This is a genomic window from Priestia megaterium (assembly GCF_023824195.1).
In the GTDB taxonomy this organism is placed as follows: Bacteria; Bacillota; Bacilli; order Bacillales; family Bacillaceae_H; genus Priestia; species Priestia megaterium_D.
Genome location: NZ_CP085442.1, coordinates 299,793 through 316,524, shown reverse-complemented (window position 1 = coordinate 316,524; position 16,732 = coordinate 299,793). Strand labels below are relative to the sequence as shown.

The following is a 16,732-nucleotide window of genomic DNA, read 5'->3' as shown; positions in this document are numbered from 1 at the left end:
CTGTTTTTTTATGCACCAATTGCTGTTTTGAGTTCTTCTATTTGTTCTTGATGACGCTTTTCATGATAGCCAATAAAATCAATCCACTGCTTTAAATCCATTAACCCAAACACAGGGTGCGGAAACGATTTTTTCTTTAGCTTATCTTCACTGGCTGCCTCTTCTAATTCCACTAAAGCCGCTCTTGATTCTGCCAGCTTACTCTTCATTTCTTCTAATGTCTGCTTTTCATTAGAAGGTGTGACCTGTGCTGGTGCATCTACTTTTCGTGAACGATCTACTGCTAAATGAAACGGCTTATCTTCAGTCGGCTGATCTACACCGTTTTCTAATTGATCTTTTACACGTGAAACAATCATGCGCTCCATCAAATATAAATGTTTTAATACTTGCATAACGCTCCATGTATTAGATGCTGGCTGTTGATTTAATTGTTCATATGATAATGATTCCACACTGCTCAATACGTCATTTCGAAACTGTTCATTTTTATTCATATTTAATCCCCCTCTAGGATTCCTCTAGCTTATCGTATCAAAAAACTGTTCTATATAAAAAGGATATCCCTTTACTTAACCATGTTTTAGCTACAATTGTTTCACGTGAAAAAAATCATATTTTCTATTTGACATAGATCAACTGAGGTGTTATATTTAGATTTCTGGCTTTTCTTTAAGAGCTGGACATAGTGAAAGTAACTTGAAAGGATGTATCGTACAATGCAAGGTAAAAATACTGGCATTCGACACATGTCTTTGAACAAAACTTATTCACACTGGATCGGCTTCGGAGCCGTAAGGATGCAAGAGAGGTAGGGCTTGCGTCGTTTAGGTTAATCGATCATGTGGAAAAACAAACCGCGGCAATGGATGAAATCCATGCAAGCACAATCAATGCTAATTGTGCCCTAACAACAACGAAACATACAAAAACCGTAATCATGGATTTTATAAAGAAAGTAATCATTTTGTTTTTACACTTGCAAAAAGCAAGTTACTGATAAGAAACACGAACAAAAGCGAGCAGATGCATCTGCTCGCTTTTTTAATGATAATTTTTTATTTGCTTTATCATTTCTTTTTTTAGCGGACCTTCCGAAAAAAGCCGAAACCAATGTGGTTTCGGCTTTTTTCTTATTGCTCTGCTAGTACATCAGCAAATGCTTTTGCATAAGGAGGAAGGTCTGGCGGACGGCGGCTTGAGATGATGTGGCCGTCGATTACGACTGCTTCATCATGCCAAATAGCTCCCGCATTTTCCATATCATCTTTGATTCCTGGCGTACTTGTTACGTTTCGGCCATCTAAGATTTTTGCAGAGATTAATACCCATCCTGCATGGCAGATTTGGCCGATTGGCTTTTGCTGTTCATCCATATGACGAACCATTTCAATTACTTCAGGGTAGCGGCGCAGTTTATCCGGCGCCCAGCCTCCAGGTACTAAAATAGCGTCATATTCAGCTGGATCAACATCTTTAAACGCATAGTCCGATACGGCTGGAACACCGTATTTCCCCATGTACGTTTCGTTTGCTTTTTCTCCAACTAAATGTACTTCTGCTCCTTCTTCTCGAAGACGCATCACTGGATACCATAGTTCTAGATCTTCAAAGTCTGCACTAACAAGCGCAATAACTCTTTTATTTTCTAAGCGCATCGTAACACCTCCGCCACCAGTATAGCATGCTGGAGAATAAGATTGAAAATAAGGGACTAACTTGTACATAATTAAAGGATTTTTCAAGTGTCCTTCAGAAAACTTTTGTATGCCAAATGGTCTAATTTCATATTTTTACTTGACTGGGGACAAACATCACACTACAATGTGTAGTGTGATGTCCATAATGTTGTAAAATTATCCAAACAAGAAAGGCTTTCTGATTTAATTGCTATATTTCTTTTTTCGGGCTTTTACACTACATAACGTAGTGTTTTTCAAATACACTTAAAGGAGGAAGTAAAGTGAATAAAAACGTCGAAATTGGTTCACTTATTATTCGTTTAGTATTAGGTTTTACATTTTTAGTACACGGCTTTCAAAAATGGCAAGGCGGGATTGAAAATACAGTAGGGTTCTTTGATAGCTTAGGAATCCCTGGTTTTATGGCATATATTGTTGCAACGATTGAACTTGTAGGTGGGGTTCTTATTATTCTTGGTCTAGCAACAAGAGTCGTAGCTGCTTTATTTGTGGCCGTTATGCTTGGGGCTATTTTTACAGCCAAGCTTAAAAGCGGATTTGTAGGTGGATTTGAGTTTGATATCGCCTTAATTGCCATGTCTGCTCACTTGTTCCTTGCAGGAAGCCAGTTCCTTGCTCTTGATGGAGTGGTATTCAAAAAGAAAGAAACTGCCTTTTCTCTTCAAGAAGAAAGCAGTAAATAAAAAAAGAAAGCTTATACTCTCCCAATATAAGCTTTCAGGTTAGTCCCCGCCCCGCCGTTTGAGGCGGGCTTTTTTTATATTTGCAGCAGCAAATTCGCAAATAAAGAAGAACGCTCGGACAACGTATCAATTTGGATATGTTCATATTCCGCATGTATTCCTTTTCCGCATGCTCCTAACCCATCCAACGTGGGAACGCCAATGGCCGCTGTAAAATTGCCATCGCTTCCGCCGCCAACAGCTGCTTCCTCTAGTTTCATTCCCAGTTTGGCCGCGATTGACTGAGCGCATTCAAATAGCTCTTCCGTTTGTTTAGACTTGACCATCGGAGGTCGGTTCATGCCTCCCGTTACTTCTAGCTTAATCCCTTTTAAAATGGGTGTTAAATTCAAAATAATATCCGTCATGCGTTTCGCTTCTTCTTCTGTAGAAACACGTAAATCCACGTGCGCTTCTGCATATTCCGGCACTACATTTGTACCGCTGCCTCCCGTAAACGTCCCAACGTTCACCGTTGTACCTTTTTCATAATCTGTTAAGCCCTGCAAGAAAATCACTTGGCGCGCCAGCTCTTCAATAGCATTGATTCCTTCTTTGTGGTGATTCCCTGCGTGTGCTGCTCGTCCCCACACTTTTATGGTGAAAATTCCGGCTCCTTTGCGCGACGTTTTTAACGCGCCTGAACCCGCCACAGCAGGTTCTGCCACTAGCACTGCTTCACTTCTTTGTGCTTCTTCTTCTATATATTTTTTAGAAGAAATTGACCCAATCTCTTCATCTGAATTGCAGAAAAATACAATCTTTTTATCCAAAGCTAAGCCAAGCTCTTGAATCGCTTTAATCGCCCATATAGATTGTACAATGCCGCCTTTCATATCTAAAATTCCCGGACCGTACAGCTTGTTTCCCTCTGTTCTTAGACTCAGCCTTCCCTTTTCCCATACCGTGTCAAAGTGACCGATGATTAAAAGCTGCTTTTCTCCTTCTCCAATCGTAAATTTCAAGTGGTTTCCTACTTCTTTTTCTTCTATGATTTCGTACCCTACCCCTAAACGCTTTTGAAACAGCTGCGTTAAATACATTCCACACTGATCTACTAACTCTTTACTGTAGGACGGTGATTCTTTTTTCACAAATCCAACTAAATCTTCAAGCATCTCTTGTTCATGTTCTTTTAAATAACTAAATACACTTTGTTCTACCATTACCTGACTCAAATCAATTCCTCCTCCAAACAACCCCTGCTGCTTGCATTAAATGCTTTTATTTATCGTACGTATAACTATGTTCTACGTTTCACATAATGACCTTAAATTATCCTTAATTATAATGGTTTTCAGACAATTTTCCATCCTTTAAATACAGATAATACTTTAACTTATTCGTAACCGACCGAAAATAGCCATAAACTTCAACAAATTCATACAAAAAAGCTTCAATCTTCAACAGATTAAAGCTTTCGTTTGACTAATTGACATTTATTTTAATATTTTTCCCTTTTGACTTCGCACTCACAAAAACAAACATAGACACTAAAAAAATAAACAGAATAACGCCAACCATTTCAAAGTTTACTTCGGCCCATGGGTTAAAGAAAGTGAATGCTAAATAGAATGACACACCATACGCGAGGACAACAATAACCCAGCCCATCAAGCGGGAAGCAGATTGTCCAAATTTACTCGATTCATTCACCATTTTATGTACAATCATTGAATCGATTGTATCTGTGAGCATCATGCCAAACATAAACACTAGTCCTAATAAAAGCGGCGTATACTTTCCTGCGTTTCCTACAGCTAGAGACCACACGGCCGTTTGACTGACCGTTTCAGCTGCTAAAGCAAACAGCGCCCCTACAAGAATAATTAAAAAAGGATTAGTTGTTCCTTTTGCGATTTTCGGGATAAACTTCCCTTTTAATCCGCTCAGCTGAAAATCTTCTTCTTTATTTTTAGTTCGAAGCAAATGATATGTGTTTAATGTCCCAATCAGAAAGAGAGAGATAATGGATACCCAAGACGCAAAATTATCGAAATATGATGGAAACGTAAAATTCTTCATCACCACGCCCAGCACCCCAGCCGTGACGGCCACCATTCCTCCGTGACCTAGTGAAAACAGCGTTCCGATCCACGGGGCAAAACGGCTCCCCATTCGCCAATTATATCGGGTCTGGCCATCAATAAAAGCTAAGTGATCTGCATCCAATCCGTGCCTGATTCCTAATAAAAAGACAAGTAAAAAAACTGATAAACCTTCCATTTCCTACACTCCTTTTTTTAAAATAAAATGTAAAAAAGCCTCAATTCTATAGAAATTGAGGATGTGTCGGCATATGAAAATAAACAGCAATTGCTCACTGCGTACCTTGATACACCGCCTCTTTCCTAGAAGAGTCAAGTGTACAGAATAGGTAGGTCTCCTGGCTTGAGATCATCATTTTCTACCGCCTTCCCCATTTTGAGTGACGATATGATAGAAAACTCCCTGCTTACAGTGGCTGGACCGCTCGAGACTTGCACTCGATTCCCTGTTACCTCTTACGCTATGTAAGAGCACCTAAACTGTGCGAATGATTCCATTTTCCTCCTCATTATACTAGTACTGCTTACAAATGAATAGAGAAAATTCAAATAAAAAAGCCCTGCTAAGCTTTACATGCTTAGCAGGGCTTTTTAAAGCAATTAAACTACTTCTACCGTTACGTCTACGTTGCCGCTGATTGCTTTTGAATACGGGCAGTATGAATGAGCTAGGTCTACATATTTTTTAGCTGTTTCTAAATCTAAGCCTTCGATATGAGCTTCAAGCGCTACTCCAATTTTCACTCCTTGATCAGCTTTATCAGGAAGCAGCTGAACAGTAGCTTTTACTTCACTGCTTTTGATTTCTACGTTATGTTTTTTCAGCATAAATTCTAACGCGCTGTTGAAACAAGCACTGTATCCAGCTGCAAATAGCTGCTCTGGGTTTGTTGCTGTTGTTGCTTCTCCGCCAAGCGCTGGAGGTGTTGCAACATCTAAGTTAAAGATGTTATCTAAAGAGTGAACTTCTCCTGTTCTTCCACCTGTGTTAACAACTGTTGTTTCATATAAAGCTTTCATGTATAAATCTCTCCTCTTTTTCGTTAATTTTATTAAAAATTTTTCATTTATCGTTCCTGTAATTTAATTGTACACAATTTAATTTTAAGAAACAAGTATTAAATACATTAAAAATTTCCCAATAAAAAAGCCGCGTATTTGCGGCTTTTTCTTAATAATATTGAGACTGTTCGTCATAAGCTGATTTTCGAAAAATAGACAGGTTGGTAATAGCCCTCATCAGTTTCGTATTAAAAATAACATAATGAATAAACAGCGCCAGCACGCAGCCTAAAATGGCTCCTGTTAACACATCGAATGGGTAGTGAACGCCAACCCATACGCGTGAAAATGCAATGAGTGCACCCATGACAACCCACATGCGCCCTGAACGTTTGAAATGCAGCCAAATGGTAAAAGTGATAACTAATGCAGATGTAGCATGATCGCTTGGAAATGAAGAATTTGCGGCGTGATCAATAAGCTGATTCACGTGGTGAGAGATAAACGGACGATCTCGATAAGCAAATAAACTAATCACTTTATTGATAATGACTCCTGTGGCACAAGCACATAAAGCTTGAAATGCTACAACACGGCTGCCGTTTTTATTAATAAGTAAAAACAAGCCGAGTAAAACGATAAGTACATACTGGGCATAATCTGCAAAGAATACCATCAGCGAATCTAGAGGCTTTACGTGTGAGGCATACTGATTCACCGCGTGGAAAATGGTATAATCTACTGAATTAATAGCTGATAACATAATCGAAATCCTTTCTTATTTTTAAATGTCATTAGCTATCTTATCAGTTTCTTGAGAAAATAAACATGTTTTTGTCAGAAGCTTCCTAACTGATATTTATAAATAATGTATTCAGGCTGAGTAGTAAACCAACGGACTTTCGCTCATTAACTCACCTGTGAGTGATCCACAATATTTTTTTGCAAAAAGATTTCCTCTAAAGAAGGTTCTTCGACGTGAACTTGATAAATGTCGATGCCGCATTGAATCAATTCGCGAATAATAAGAGGAATATTTCTTTCTTTTTGAAGCATCACTTTTGTGTACATGTGATGGTATTCAACTTCGGGACTCAACGTACGGAAAAACTGTTGAATATATTCTTTGTGACTGCTTGGATAAGGATCATGTTTGATCATCACCGTTTTTTTCGCTTGATATTGAAAGCGCAGCTCTTCCATTGTACCTTCTATTAAAATGACCCCATTTTTCATAATTGCTACACGTGTACAAATCTTCTCGACTTCATTTAAATTATGAGACGTCATAAAAATCGTTTTGCCTTGATTTTGGAGTTCTCTTATTAGTTCATGAATGTGAAGAGCAGATTCAACATCTACTCCAGAAGTTGGTTCATCTAAAAAGATAAGATCTGGGTCTGTTACAATTGCTTGAGCGATTCCTAACTTCTTTTTCATCCCAAATGAAAATTTTCCAACTTTCTGATGCTCATGTCCTTCTAAACCTACTTTCTTCAGTACATCACTACAGTGTTCTTTGGAAAAGCGATGGCCATTTATCTTTAAAAAATAGCGCAAGTGATTGAGCGCTGTCATCTCATCGTAAAAGTTGGCATAGTCAGGAAGAACGCCTATTTTCTTCTGAAGCTCTAAATCAACATCACTCTGTCCCAGCAGCGTAAATTCTCCTGCTGAAGGAAATGAAACGCCGGTAAGCATATTAATAAATGTAGACTTCCCTGCTCCGTTTCTTCCTAAAAACCCGTAAATTTCTCCTTGTGGTACCTGTAAATTAATACCGTTAACAACTGTTTTAGATCCATATTTTTTAGTTAATTTACTTGTTTCAATGGCATACATATTATACTTCTCTCCTTTTAAAACTCCAAAGTGCCGTACATAAACAGAACGCTGCGAAAATAAAAAGAACTGTTAGATAGCCTTTCTCCAGCTCTAAATAGTAGTAAGGTGTTACATACTTAAACCATGCAATATATTCTTTTGAGGAAAACATGCTCCATTCACTCAGTACCGGTAAAACAAGCGATAAAATAATCGATAAAAACATGGTATGAGTTGGATTTGGCACCAAAGCTGAAAGCATTAATACAAATGAAATCATACACATAGTAAATAGTAGGCACTCTAAAAATGTAAAAAAAGAAAAATGATGCGAAATAAACGCAATCAGTAGAAAAGAAATAGAGATACAAACAAGCCAGAAACAACAAATACCTAAGAATTTTCCTAGCACAATACGTTCTCTTGATGTTTTGGTAACTAAAAATCTAGCTGTTCTTGTTTTAATTTCTTGATTAATAACATTATGAGAAAGACTTGAGACAAATAAAGGTCCGAACCCGAGAAGCATTAGCAAAATTCCACCGTTAGCTCCATCTTGAATTTGGGCACTTGTCAATTGGCCTCCAAATTGGCTAACTACATAAGCTATTCCATAGGAAGCACCGCATACGATTAAAATAACGATAATTGATTTAATACTTTTAAATAAGCTTTGAAACTCTTTTATACTAATGGCCCACATTTTTAAAATCTCCTTTTCACATAAGTTTGACCCCTATCATCCAACAAAAGGATGATTTACTTCTGTCGGTAAAGCTTTTTTCTCTTTTGGCTTTCCACTCCAAGAAAAATTTGTCCATATGCGCAGCAGCTTTTCCACCGGTCCAGTTTTAAATTTTTGCACGTACATATAACTACCGATAAGCTGAATTCCGTAAATACCGATGCAGACGAAAATTCCTGCAATCATGCCGAGCTTTCCGAAATAGCCTAAGCCATAGCCATAAAAAATCGTCGTGCATATAACCGTTTGCATTAAATAATTGCTAAGTGATATTCTTCCTACGCTTTCAAAAGCCTTCATCAAAAATGACTTTTCACATTTCGCATATAGCCAAGCAAAGCCTGCAATATAACCAAGAGATAGAAGACTTCCCCCTAACATATGTGTAGAGCCAGCCCAATTAGCATCCGGCCACAGGTACATAGTTCCTTTTAACAGCAAGCTAAGCGGAACCAACACGGTCGCCCAGTGGCCATACTGTTTTTGATTAGCTGAAACGTCGTAAAACCACTTTTTCTTCCCTGCGTACATACCAAATAAAAACAAAGCGCCCATTATAAATGGCGTAAACAAGAAGGCAAAAGCAAATTTATATCCTGCCATATTCATCGGATCAACATTGTTGCGGTGGTCTTTAATTTGTTCATAAGTTCCACTTCCATACACATGAATCGTATCTTTTACATATGTCGTAAGCGTTTGTTTATCGCTAAGAAGATACATATTATCGTTTAATGAACCGTATCCGGCTGCTCCTGTAAGGACCAGCAAAATCGATGCCCACACCAAAAGTGTTTTAGCTTTACGGTTTAAAAAGAAAAGTAACAAAAATACCCCCATCATTCCATAAAACGTAAGAATATCTCCTTCCCATAAAAACACACCATGCAGTAGGCCAAACCCTAGAAGCAGAAGAAAGCGGCGAAAGAAATGCCTTTTCACGCCTAGCTTTCTTCTTTCTAAGCTTTCTTTCATCTTCACCATTGAATAGCCAAATAAAAAAGTGAAAATAGGCATAAAGCTTTCTTCTACCGCTACTTTTAAAAAGACATAGGCTGCTGAATCACTTGGTGATAGCGAGAAGAGATGAATCATATCCTTTCCGTAAATGCCATATTGAAAAATCAGCATATTCGCTAGTAAAATACCAAACAAGCTGAACCCTCTCATACTATCAATTACTTTAACCCGCCTAAAATCATTACTCATCCTTTTAACTCCTTTACTATGTGTCTGTGCATTTAGTATATGAAATGAAGTTTTCAAGAAAATAACCGGGAGATTATCTTTTCCTTAACATTTTCCAATTTTGTTAATCTTTTCGTAATGTTCTTATGCTAAAATCGAATACGTATGAAATGAAACAGAGGTGATTTACGTTGGAAGATGCGTCTATATTGCTAGTTGATGATGAAATTGCCATCGTCAAAATGCTGGAGACAGTATTAAAAAAAGAAGGATTCAACCAAATTTATAAAGCTCACGCCGCTCAAGAAGCGCTGGATGTTTTACATAATCAAACAATTGATATTATTTTGTTGGACGTAATGCTTCCCGATCAAAGCGGATTTGATATCTGTCCTAAAATTCGTGAGCTCTCAAACGCGTATATTTTATTCATAACAGCCAAAGTATCCGACTTGGATGTGCTAACGGGTTTCGCCATGGGAGGAGACGACTACGTAACCAAGCCGTTTAATCCTTTAGAAATTGCAGCACGAATTAAAGCACGACTGCGCAGAAAGCAAGCGCTGACTGAAGGAACTTCTATAAGAACGGAACCACAATCGTCAAATCGCTATGAGTTTGATCGTTTTACTGTAGATGAATCGGCAGGAGAACTCATTGTGGACGGTCAAACGGTTTCTTGCCCCGCACAAGTGTTTTTATTGCTTCTTCACTTTTGTAAAAATATGAATATTGTTCTTTCTAAATCACAGCTTCTTGAAGCTGTCTGGGGATATAATCAGTTTGTAGACGACAATACAGTAACCGTGCATATTCGAAGAATTCGAGAACGAATTGAAGGTAATCCTAGCAATCCACAACACTTAGTTACGGTGCGCGGACTTGGATATAAATTAGTGAACGGAAAAGCGCTATGAAATCAATTAAAAGAAGGTTGACCTTTCATTTTTCATTTCAGTTTATTGCGATTATTGTATGTGTTTGCTGCATTCTTTTTTGCGCTTTAATATTTCTAGGCTATTACCTTACAAAGCAAGATATCAAAAGAGACTTGCCCTCTGGGTCACTTAGCGTATTAACTACGGACACAACGGTTAAAAACGGGAAAGCGAACGTTTCAGAAGATTTAGCAAAACAGCTTAAACAGGAAGGACTATGGTATCAAGTGCTGAACAAACAAGGAAAAGTAATTGGAGAAATTAACTCACCAAAAGACTTGCCCCACCAATACGGTCTTTCCGAATTATTAGAAATGGATAAAACCAAGAAATTTAGAGGCTATAGTGTAGTAACAGAACTTGATACCTTTTTGACTACACCTACTTATTATATTTTGGGCTATAAAAGTGATTTAAAAGACCAGCTATATGCTATGTATGCTAACTATAATAAAGAAGGTGTGCCTCCAAAAAGCGATATCCCTCTTATCAAAAAGGCGTTAAAAGAAAAAAATGCTTCGCTTCAAATTTTAAATGATAACGGTGATATCTTAGCTTCCATTAGAATGCCTAAAGAAAAAAAACATTACGATCCTTTAGAAATTATTTCCCGAAAAATTGAACAAGATAAATATGATTCAACAGCTACTGTATTCCATGACTCGAAGAAGAAAATTTCATGGATTTTTTACACTCCTAATAATTACCACAGTATAACCGATGAATCTATTATTCGAACAGCCTGGATGATCTCCATTATCGTGGCTGTTTCTGTTCTTATAGCCACTATCACTTTCTCCATCTGGAACGCTTTTCGTTACGGTGGCCCCTTACTTCTCTTCACCAGCTGGCTCGGGCGCATGGGAAGCGGAAACTATTCAGAAGTGCTAACAGAAAAAGAGCGGAAGCGCGTCTTTCGGAAGAATGGAAAAGTACGCTTACAATATCGTTTGTATTCAGAAGTAATCACAGCTTTTTATGAGATGGCGGAGCAGCTTAGCTTAGCTGAAAAAGAACGAAAGCAGCTAGAAACTACTCGCGAAGAATGGATGACGGGAATATCACATGATTTGCGCACACCTCTTTCAACGATTCAAGGATATGGGCATATGCTTGAAAGCGGCCATTACAATTGGAACGAAGAAGAGTTAAAAGAAATTGGCCAAACACTCCGTGATAAAAGTGAATACATGGTGGAGCTTGTAGAGGATTTTTCATTGGCCTTTAAGCTTAAAAATAACGTGGTTGTTTTAGAAACAAAAAAAGTGGACGTTCATCAATTACTTCAGCATATTGTTTTAAAATTCGTTAACGATAGAACCATTGAAAATGTTCACTTCTCTTATGTGCCCGCTCATCTTCAACCTTTTATTCAAGCTGACCCGCGCTGGTTTGAACGAATGCTTGATAATTTAATTTTTAATGCTATTAAACATAACCCTAAGAACACTACCATTACGATTTCGACCGCGATAAAAAGTGACCGCGTCTTGATTACGATTCAAGATGATGGAATTGGAATGGATGAAGAAACGCAGAAAAATTTATTTGACCGCTATTACCGCGGCACAAATACAACCGAAAAAACAGAAGGTGCTGGACTTGGCATGAGCATCGCAAAAGCTATTTGTGAACTTCATAAAGGCCATATCGAAGTAAGATCTACTCTTCACGAAGGCACTGCCATTATCTTGCACCTTCCTCTTTCAGCAGATCAACAGCCGGACTAACCTCCGGCTGTTTTTATACACCTCCAATCTCTCCGTGCTATAATGTACGCAACTATACATAGACACAAGGGGGAATTTTTGTTGAGTAAAGGCAGAATTTTAATAGTAGAAGATGAACGCAAAATTGCTCGTTTAATTCAGCTCGAGCTTGAACATGAAGGGTACGAAACAGGCATGGCTTATACGGGGACAGAAGGATTGGCAGAGTTTCAAGAACACGATTGGGATTTGCTGCTTTTAGATGTGATGCTTCCTGAACTGAGCGGACTCGAAGTACTTCGTCGCATTCGAGCAAATGATGATCAAACGCCCGTTATTTTGTTAACAGCCCGAGACGCCCTTCCTGATAAGGTAAGCGGACTAGATTTAGGAGCAAACGACTACATTACAAAGCCTTTCCAAATTGAAGAGCTTTTTGCACGCATTCGCGTATGGCTTCGCCATCCTGCATCAACATCGCCTGCTGAACAAGAAACGGCCACTCTGCAACTAGGCAATTTAGTCGTTAACGAAAAAACGCGAGAAGTCACGCGTGAAAATGAAGCTATTGAGCTGACTCCTAAAGAATATGATTTGCTTGTCTATATGCTTCAAAACAAAAATCAAGTGCTGAGCTTTGAACAGCTTCTTACAAATGTTTGGGGATTTGATTACTACGGAGACACAAATATTGTATACGTATACATTCGTTATTTGCGTAAAAAAATTGATGCTTCATTTTCAACACCTTACATTCAAACAGTGCGCGGCGTTGGCTATATGCTTAAGGAGTAGCTTATGAAACTACAAACAAAGATTATTCTTACATCAACTGCGCTGCTTTTTATTCTGCTAGTGATTGCAAACAGTTCGATTTACTTCATTTTCAAGAAGACCATGGAGGACAATGCAATTGAACGTTTGCAAGCAGAAACAAGCAATGTAACAAACGGGCTAAAGCAAACGAGTGCGACGGTTAAACAAGCCAATTTGCTTCGTGCCTATTTGCCTCCTAACGGGATGATTCGTATTTTACCTAAATCCAGAAGTCCTTTAGTTGTATCGGTTACTGATCAAACGAAAGAGCTTCAGGACTTACCTTATTCCTATTATTCAAATGAACAAACAAGCATCAAAGAAGATGACGGCCACCTATACGCAATTTCACATACCCCCGTCATTTGGACGAACGGTGAAGTTGTTTCTTTGGAAGTCACGGAACAACTGGCAGATGTGGAACAATCTCTGCAGACATTAAAATTTATCTTGCTCATTGCCTCTCTTGTTATATTAATTCCAACTATATTTGCTGGACGGCTTTTAAGTAAAATTATTTTGCGACCTATCAAATCTCTTATTCATACTATGGAAGAAATTCAAGTGTCTCGCACATTCAAAAAAATTGACCTCTCTTCTCCTTCTAAAGATGAGTTAGATCAAATGGCCAACACCTTCAATAATATGATGGATTTATTAGAGGAAAACTATAAAAAGCAAGAGCAGTTCGTATCCGATGCTTCTCATGAATTAAAAACACCCCTGACCGTTGTAGAAAGCTATGCCAATATGCTAAAACGATGGGGAATGAAGCGTCCGGATATTTTAGAAGAAGCCATCGAAGCCATTCACTCTGAGTCTTTGCGCATGAAACAGCTTACGTCTCAAATGCTGGTGCTTGCGAAAGATGAGTCGCAGTGGGAGCTTCACATGGAACACGTAGATGCGGCCGCCGTCTGTAACCAAACAATCAAGCATCTAGAACAAGCCTTTGAACGAACCATTTATTTAAACGTAAAAACCGATCAGCCCATCGTAACAGCCGATGAAAAACGCTTAAAGCAGCTGCTGTACATCCTCTTAGATAATGCCATTAAATATAGTGAAAAAGCAGTGGAAGTAACTATAACAAGAAGCGAAAGCTTTATGATTATGGTCACAGATCAAGGAATTGGTATTCCAAAAGAAGACTTATCAAACGTGTATGAACGCTTTTTTCGCGTAGATAAAGCAAGAAATCGAGAAACCGGTGGTTCTGGACTTGGATTATCCATTGCTCGAAAGATTGTAGAAGCTCATAGCGGGCGTATTGAGATTAGCAGCCAAGAAGGAAAAGGGACATCAGTAACGGTTTGCTTTCCTCTTTGATTTCTTGCTTTTTCTTAGCGATTTTTAAGAATTGCCTGCTATACTACTTTTTAAGATACTGGAGGTGAATGTATGAAGAAAACGGTGCTTTTTATACTTATTTTTCTTGCCGTTGGTTCAGCTAGCTTTTACGGAATAGCAAAAGCAGTGAATCGGCCTGATACAATTTTATCCGAATCTGACGTCAGCAGTATGATTCAGCAAAAATATGGCGGCACTATTGAAAATGCAAGCTTTTCTCAAAAAGATGATGAACCGATTTATCGAATCACTTTGCTTAAAGATGATATTCCATACCACATCACAGTAAATGGAGAAAATGGAGAAGTCCAGTCATTAATCAAACAAAAAGTAGAGAAACAAACGTCTACTCAAACTAAAAATAATACAGAAGAAGAACAAAAAAAGAGCGAGCAGCCACCAGTTTCTCCTACATCCGACGAGCCTCTCATTTCAATGGAACAAGCAAGAGACATTGCTTTACAAAAAGTAAAAGGAACGTTTTCCTCAGTTGAAATAGAGGAGGAAGAAGGCCAAACCTTCTACGAAGTCGAAATTGATCAGTCTAAAACAAGAGAAGCTAAAGTGATGATAAATGCTTACTCTGGACATGTAGATTCCATCACCTATGAAAATGACGATGATTAAAAGTACAGCGGAAAGCTGTGCTTTTTTTATCCATTTTTATTTATTTCTAAGAAAATTTTAAACTTCTTCTTCTTTTCCTTTAAAGTTCATTGGCTAAGATAGTCTTAACAACAAATCGAGGAGGCCATAACATATGAAAGTTATTACAACCGTTTTAGCCAGTGCAGTACTAGTCGGTGGATTAGGTGCAAGCGCATATGCAATGACAGACCAGTCCAAAAGCAATGACAAGAAGCAAACAACAACGATTGAAGAAGCAAAGGCAAAAGACATTGCCCTTCAAAAAACAGACGGCGGCGACATTAAAAATATTCAATTAGCCGTAGATGACGGCGTTAAACAATATGAAGTAGACATTACAAAAGGTAATAAAGCATACGATGTAGACATTGACAGCAGCAGCGGTAAAATCATTGAATTTGATGAAGAGCAAAAAGACGATGAAGATGAGAAAGAAGAGGAACTTCAAAACGTTTCCCCTCCTATTTCATTAGATCAAGCGATAAAAACAGCTTTAAAGAGTGCTAAAGGAACCGTCAATGAAACGGATCTAGACCAAGAAAACAACCGTTTAGTATATGAAATTGAAATTGACACGGCCGATAAACGTGAAGCAACTGTTTCAGTAGATGCCAAAAATGGCGACGTAATCAGTGTAGAAATAGATGATTAATAGAAAAAGCACACTCCAAAAGGAGCGTGCTTCTCTTTTATACCGCTAATTTAATAACCGTTAACACAATACCAATCAAGAATCCACATAGAGCTCCGTTCACTCGAATCCACTGCAAATCTTTTCCGACATTGTTTTCCATCATATCCACAAGCGTTTCATCATCTAATTTATCTAAGTTTTCTTGAACAAGCTGTCCAATTTTCGAATGATTCTCGTCTACAAAGCTCATGATTTGCTTTTGAATAGCCGTATCGATTGCTTCTTGACGCTGTGCATCCCCTTCAAGAGCATTCAGCCAGCTCTCTACGTAAGGAACGGCGTAGCTTTTCATAAATTCAGGGCTTTCAATGAATGCTGTCACTTTCGCTTTCATTTTATCGACGATTTCTGTTAATTTATTCGTTACATTTAATTCATTAATCGTTTTTTGTTTCCACGCTTCTAATTTTTCAAGAAGTTCTTCATTCTGCTCCAAGCCTTGCAGCTCTTTTCTAATTCCATTTACCAAAGCAAGACGGTATTCATCATCTTCGTTACGAAGACGTCCCGTAATAGAAAGCAATAAATTTTGCAAAATAGACCCTAGCTTCTCTTCGTTAATCATGCTTTGAAATGATTTGAGAGCAAATTGTAAAATACCATCAAGCTCAATATTATCCAGCGCATTTTTAGCAATACTTCCAAGCTGGTACTGCGTTTCTTCTTTTCTGATCCAGCTCTCTCCTTTATTTAAAAGAACATCAAGCGCTTTTTCATCATACTGATTTTTTACCACTTCTCCGACAATTGAATGCACAATAGTCTTTAACTCTATTGCTGAAAGCGATGATTTAAGCTCTTTTTCAATAATAGGAACGACTTTCTCTGTATCCACACGATTAATCGCATCAACAAGCAGTGCTGTTCCTTTTGTTTGAATCGTTTCCGAATGAACACCTTTTCGAACGATAGGAAGCAACCGCTTTGTAAACGCAATTCTTTTTACTTTTTCTTGAATACTTTCTTTTGACAGCCAGTCGTTTTCAAGCGTTGAGACTAACCCTCTTGTAATACGCTGTCTGTTTTTAGGAAGCAGCGCAGTGTGTGGAATAGGAATGCCTAAAGGGTGACGAAAAAGAGCCGTAACAGCAAACCAATCCGCTAATCCGCCGACTAATCCAGCTTCGAATCCACCTTGAAGCAACCGACCCCAAATTGAATCACCAAAAGGCATTGTGGCAACGAAGCCCACTCCCATAATCGCCAAAGAAATCATGGCTAAGTGCTTTGATTTCTTTTTTGGGTTTGTTGTAAATACATTATTTGATTCCATTGTAGTCCTCATCCTTTATTTATTTAACTAAACATTTCATCTAGAAATATGTAACGCGATACAGAAATTTCC

18 protein-coding genes and 1 riboswitch are annotated in these 16,732 nt (G+C 38.2%); of the genes, 8 read left to right on the top strand and 10 right to left on the bottom strand.

What is annotated here, in order from left to right; all coding sequences use genetic code 11:
- Positions 1-8 precede the first annotated feature (8 nt).
- Positions 9-497, bottom strand: a complete 489-nt coding sequence (locus tag LIS78_RS01715; protein WP_195781382.1) for a DinB family protein — start codon at positions 495-497, stop codon at positions 9-11.
- 347 nt (positions 498-844) lie between these two features.
- Here LIS78_RS01715 and LIS78_RS01710 point away from each other — a divergent pair, with 347 nt between their 5' ends.
- Positions 845-1,000: a hypothetical protein gene (locus LIS78_RS01710; RefSeq protein ID WP_014461889.1), complete on the top strand. Its 156-nt coding sequence runs from the start codon at positions 845-847 to the stop codon at positions 998-1,000.
- Between the two features lie 133 nt (positions 1,001-1,133).
- On the opposite strand, the gene LIS78_RS01705 is transcribed toward LIS78_RS01710, so the two are convergent.
- Positions 1,134-1,658, bottom strand: coding sequence for a type 1 glutamine amidotransferase domain-containing protein (locus LIS78_RS01705; RefSeq protein WP_013055087.1), 525 nt, complete (start codon positions 1,656-1,658; stop codon positions 1,134-1,136).
- Positions 1,659-1,963: 305 nt separating this feature from the next.
- Between LIS78_RS01705 and LIS78_RS01700 the strand changes: the two genes are divergently transcribed.
- On the top strand, positions 1,964-2,386 hold the full coding sequence (locus LIS78_RS01700) for a DoxX family protein (RefSeq protein ID WP_045292014.1): 423 nt from the start codon (positions 1,964-1,966) through the stop codon (positions 2,384-2,386).
- A gap of 74 nt (positions 2,387-2,460) precedes the next feature.
- On the opposite strand, the gene LIS78_RS01695 is transcribed toward LIS78_RS01700, so the two are convergent.
- From LIS78_RS01695 to LIS78_RS01665, 7 genes are all read right to left on the bottom strand, one after another.
- Complete coding sequence (locus LIS78_RS01695; protein WP_195781383.1) at positions 2,461-3,624, bottom strand: M20 family metallopeptidase; 1,164 nt, start codon at positions 3,622-3,624, stop codon at positions 2,461-2,463.
- A gap of 229 nt (positions 3,625-3,853) precedes the next feature.
- A complete protein-coding gene (locus LIS78_RS01690) occupies positions 3,854-4,651 on the bottom strand; it encodes a HoxN/HupN/NixA family nickel/cobalt transporter (protein ID WP_252284570.1) in 798 nt (265 codons plus the stop codon).
- A gap of 133 nt (positions 4,652-4,784) precedes the next feature.
- Positions 4,785-4,967: riboswitch (cobalamin riboswitch) on the bottom strand.
- Between the two features lie 106 nt (positions 4,968-5,073).
- Entirely contained in the window at positions 5,074-5,493 is a 420-nt protein-coding gene (locus LIS78_RS01685) for an organic hydroperoxide resistance protein (RefSeq protein WP_013055083.1), read from the bottom strand.
- 151 nt (positions 5,494-5,644) lie between these two features.
- Positions 5,645-6,238, bottom strand: coding sequence for an undecaprenyl-diphosphatase (locus LIS78_RS01680; RefSeq protein WP_252284569.1), 594 nt, complete (start codon positions 6,236-6,238; stop codon positions 5,645-5,647).
- A 146-nt stretch (positions 6,239-6,384) separates the two neighbouring features.
- Positions 6,385-7,317: an ABC transporter ATP-binding protein gene (locus LIS78_RS01675; protein ID WP_195781386.1), complete on the bottom strand. Its 933-nt coding sequence runs from the start codon at positions 7,315-7,317 to the stop codon at positions 6,385-6,387.
- A gap of 1 nt (position 7,318) precedes the next feature.
- On the bottom strand, positions 7,319-8,002 hold the full coding sequence (locus LIS78_RS01670; RefSeq protein ID WP_195781387.1) for an ABC transporter permease: 684 nt from the start codon (positions 8,000-8,002) through the stop codon (positions 7,319-7,321).
- A 36-nt stretch (positions 8,003-8,038) separates the two neighbouring features.
- The gene (locus LIS78_RS01665) at positions 8,039-9,253 is read right to left on the bottom strand and encodes a DUF418 domain-containing protein (protein ID WP_252284568.1); all 1,215 of its coding nucleotides are present in this window, start codon (positions 9,251-9,253) and stop codon (positions 8,039-8,041) included.
- Positions 9,254-9,423: 170 nt separating this feature from the next.
- On the opposite strand from LIS78_RS01665, the gene LIS78_RS01660 reads away from it, so the two are divergent.
- The 6 genes from LIS78_RS01660 to LIS78_RS01635 all read left to right on the top strand — a co-directional run bounded on the left by LIS78_RS01660 (position 9,424) and on the right by LIS78_RS01635 (position 15,345).
- Entirely contained in the window at positions 9,424-10,149 is a 726-nt protein-coding gene (locus tag LIS78_RS01660; RefSeq protein WP_252284567.1) for a response regulator, read from the top strand.
- On the top strand, positions 10,146-11,900 hold the full coding sequence (locus tag LIS78_RS01655) for a sensor histidine kinase (RefSeq protein WP_252284566.1): 1,755 nt from the start codon (positions 10,146-10,148) through the stop codon (positions 11,898-11,900). Before LIS78_RS01660 ends, LIS78_RS01655 begins: the two co-directional genes overlap by 4 nt.
- Before the next feature lie 42 nt (positions 11,901-11,942).
- A complete protein-coding gene (locus LIS78_RS01650) occupies positions 11,943-12,674 on the top strand; it encodes a response regulator transcription factor (RefSeq protein WP_272767659.1) in 732 nt (243 codons plus the stop codon).
- A 3-nt stretch (positions 12,675-12,677) separates the two neighbouring features.
- Positions 12,678-14,024: a HAMP domain-containing sensor histidine kinase gene (locus LIS78_RS01645; RefSeq protein ID WP_252284565.1), complete on the top strand. Its 1,347-nt coding sequence runs from the start codon at positions 12,678-12,680 to the stop codon at positions 14,022-14,024.
- 72 nt (positions 14,025-14,096) lie between these two features.
- Positions 14,097-14,672, top strand: a complete 576-nt coding sequence (locus tag LIS78_RS01640) for a PepSY domain-containing protein (protein WP_195781391.1) — start codon at positions 14,097-14,099, stop codon at positions 14,670-14,672.
- 133 nt (positions 14,673-14,805) lie between these two features.
- Positions 14,806-15,345 (top strand): PepSY domain-containing protein, encoded by a 540-nt coding sequence (locus tag LIS78_RS01635; RefSeq protein ID WP_195781392.1) that lies wholly within the window; start codon positions 14,806-14,808, stop codon positions 15,343-15,345.
- Between the two features lie 37 nt (positions 15,346-15,382).
- Here the strand turns inward: LIS78_RS01635 and LIS78_RS01630 are convergent, their stop codons facing one another.
- The gene (locus tag LIS78_RS01630; RefSeq protein ID WP_252284564.1) at positions 15,383-16,660 is read right to left on the bottom strand and encodes a DUF445 domain-containing protein; all 1,278 of its coding nucleotides are present in this window, start codon (positions 16,658-16,660) and stop codon (positions 15,383-15,385) included.
- Between the last annotated feature and the right edge of the window lie 72 nt (positions 16,661-16,732).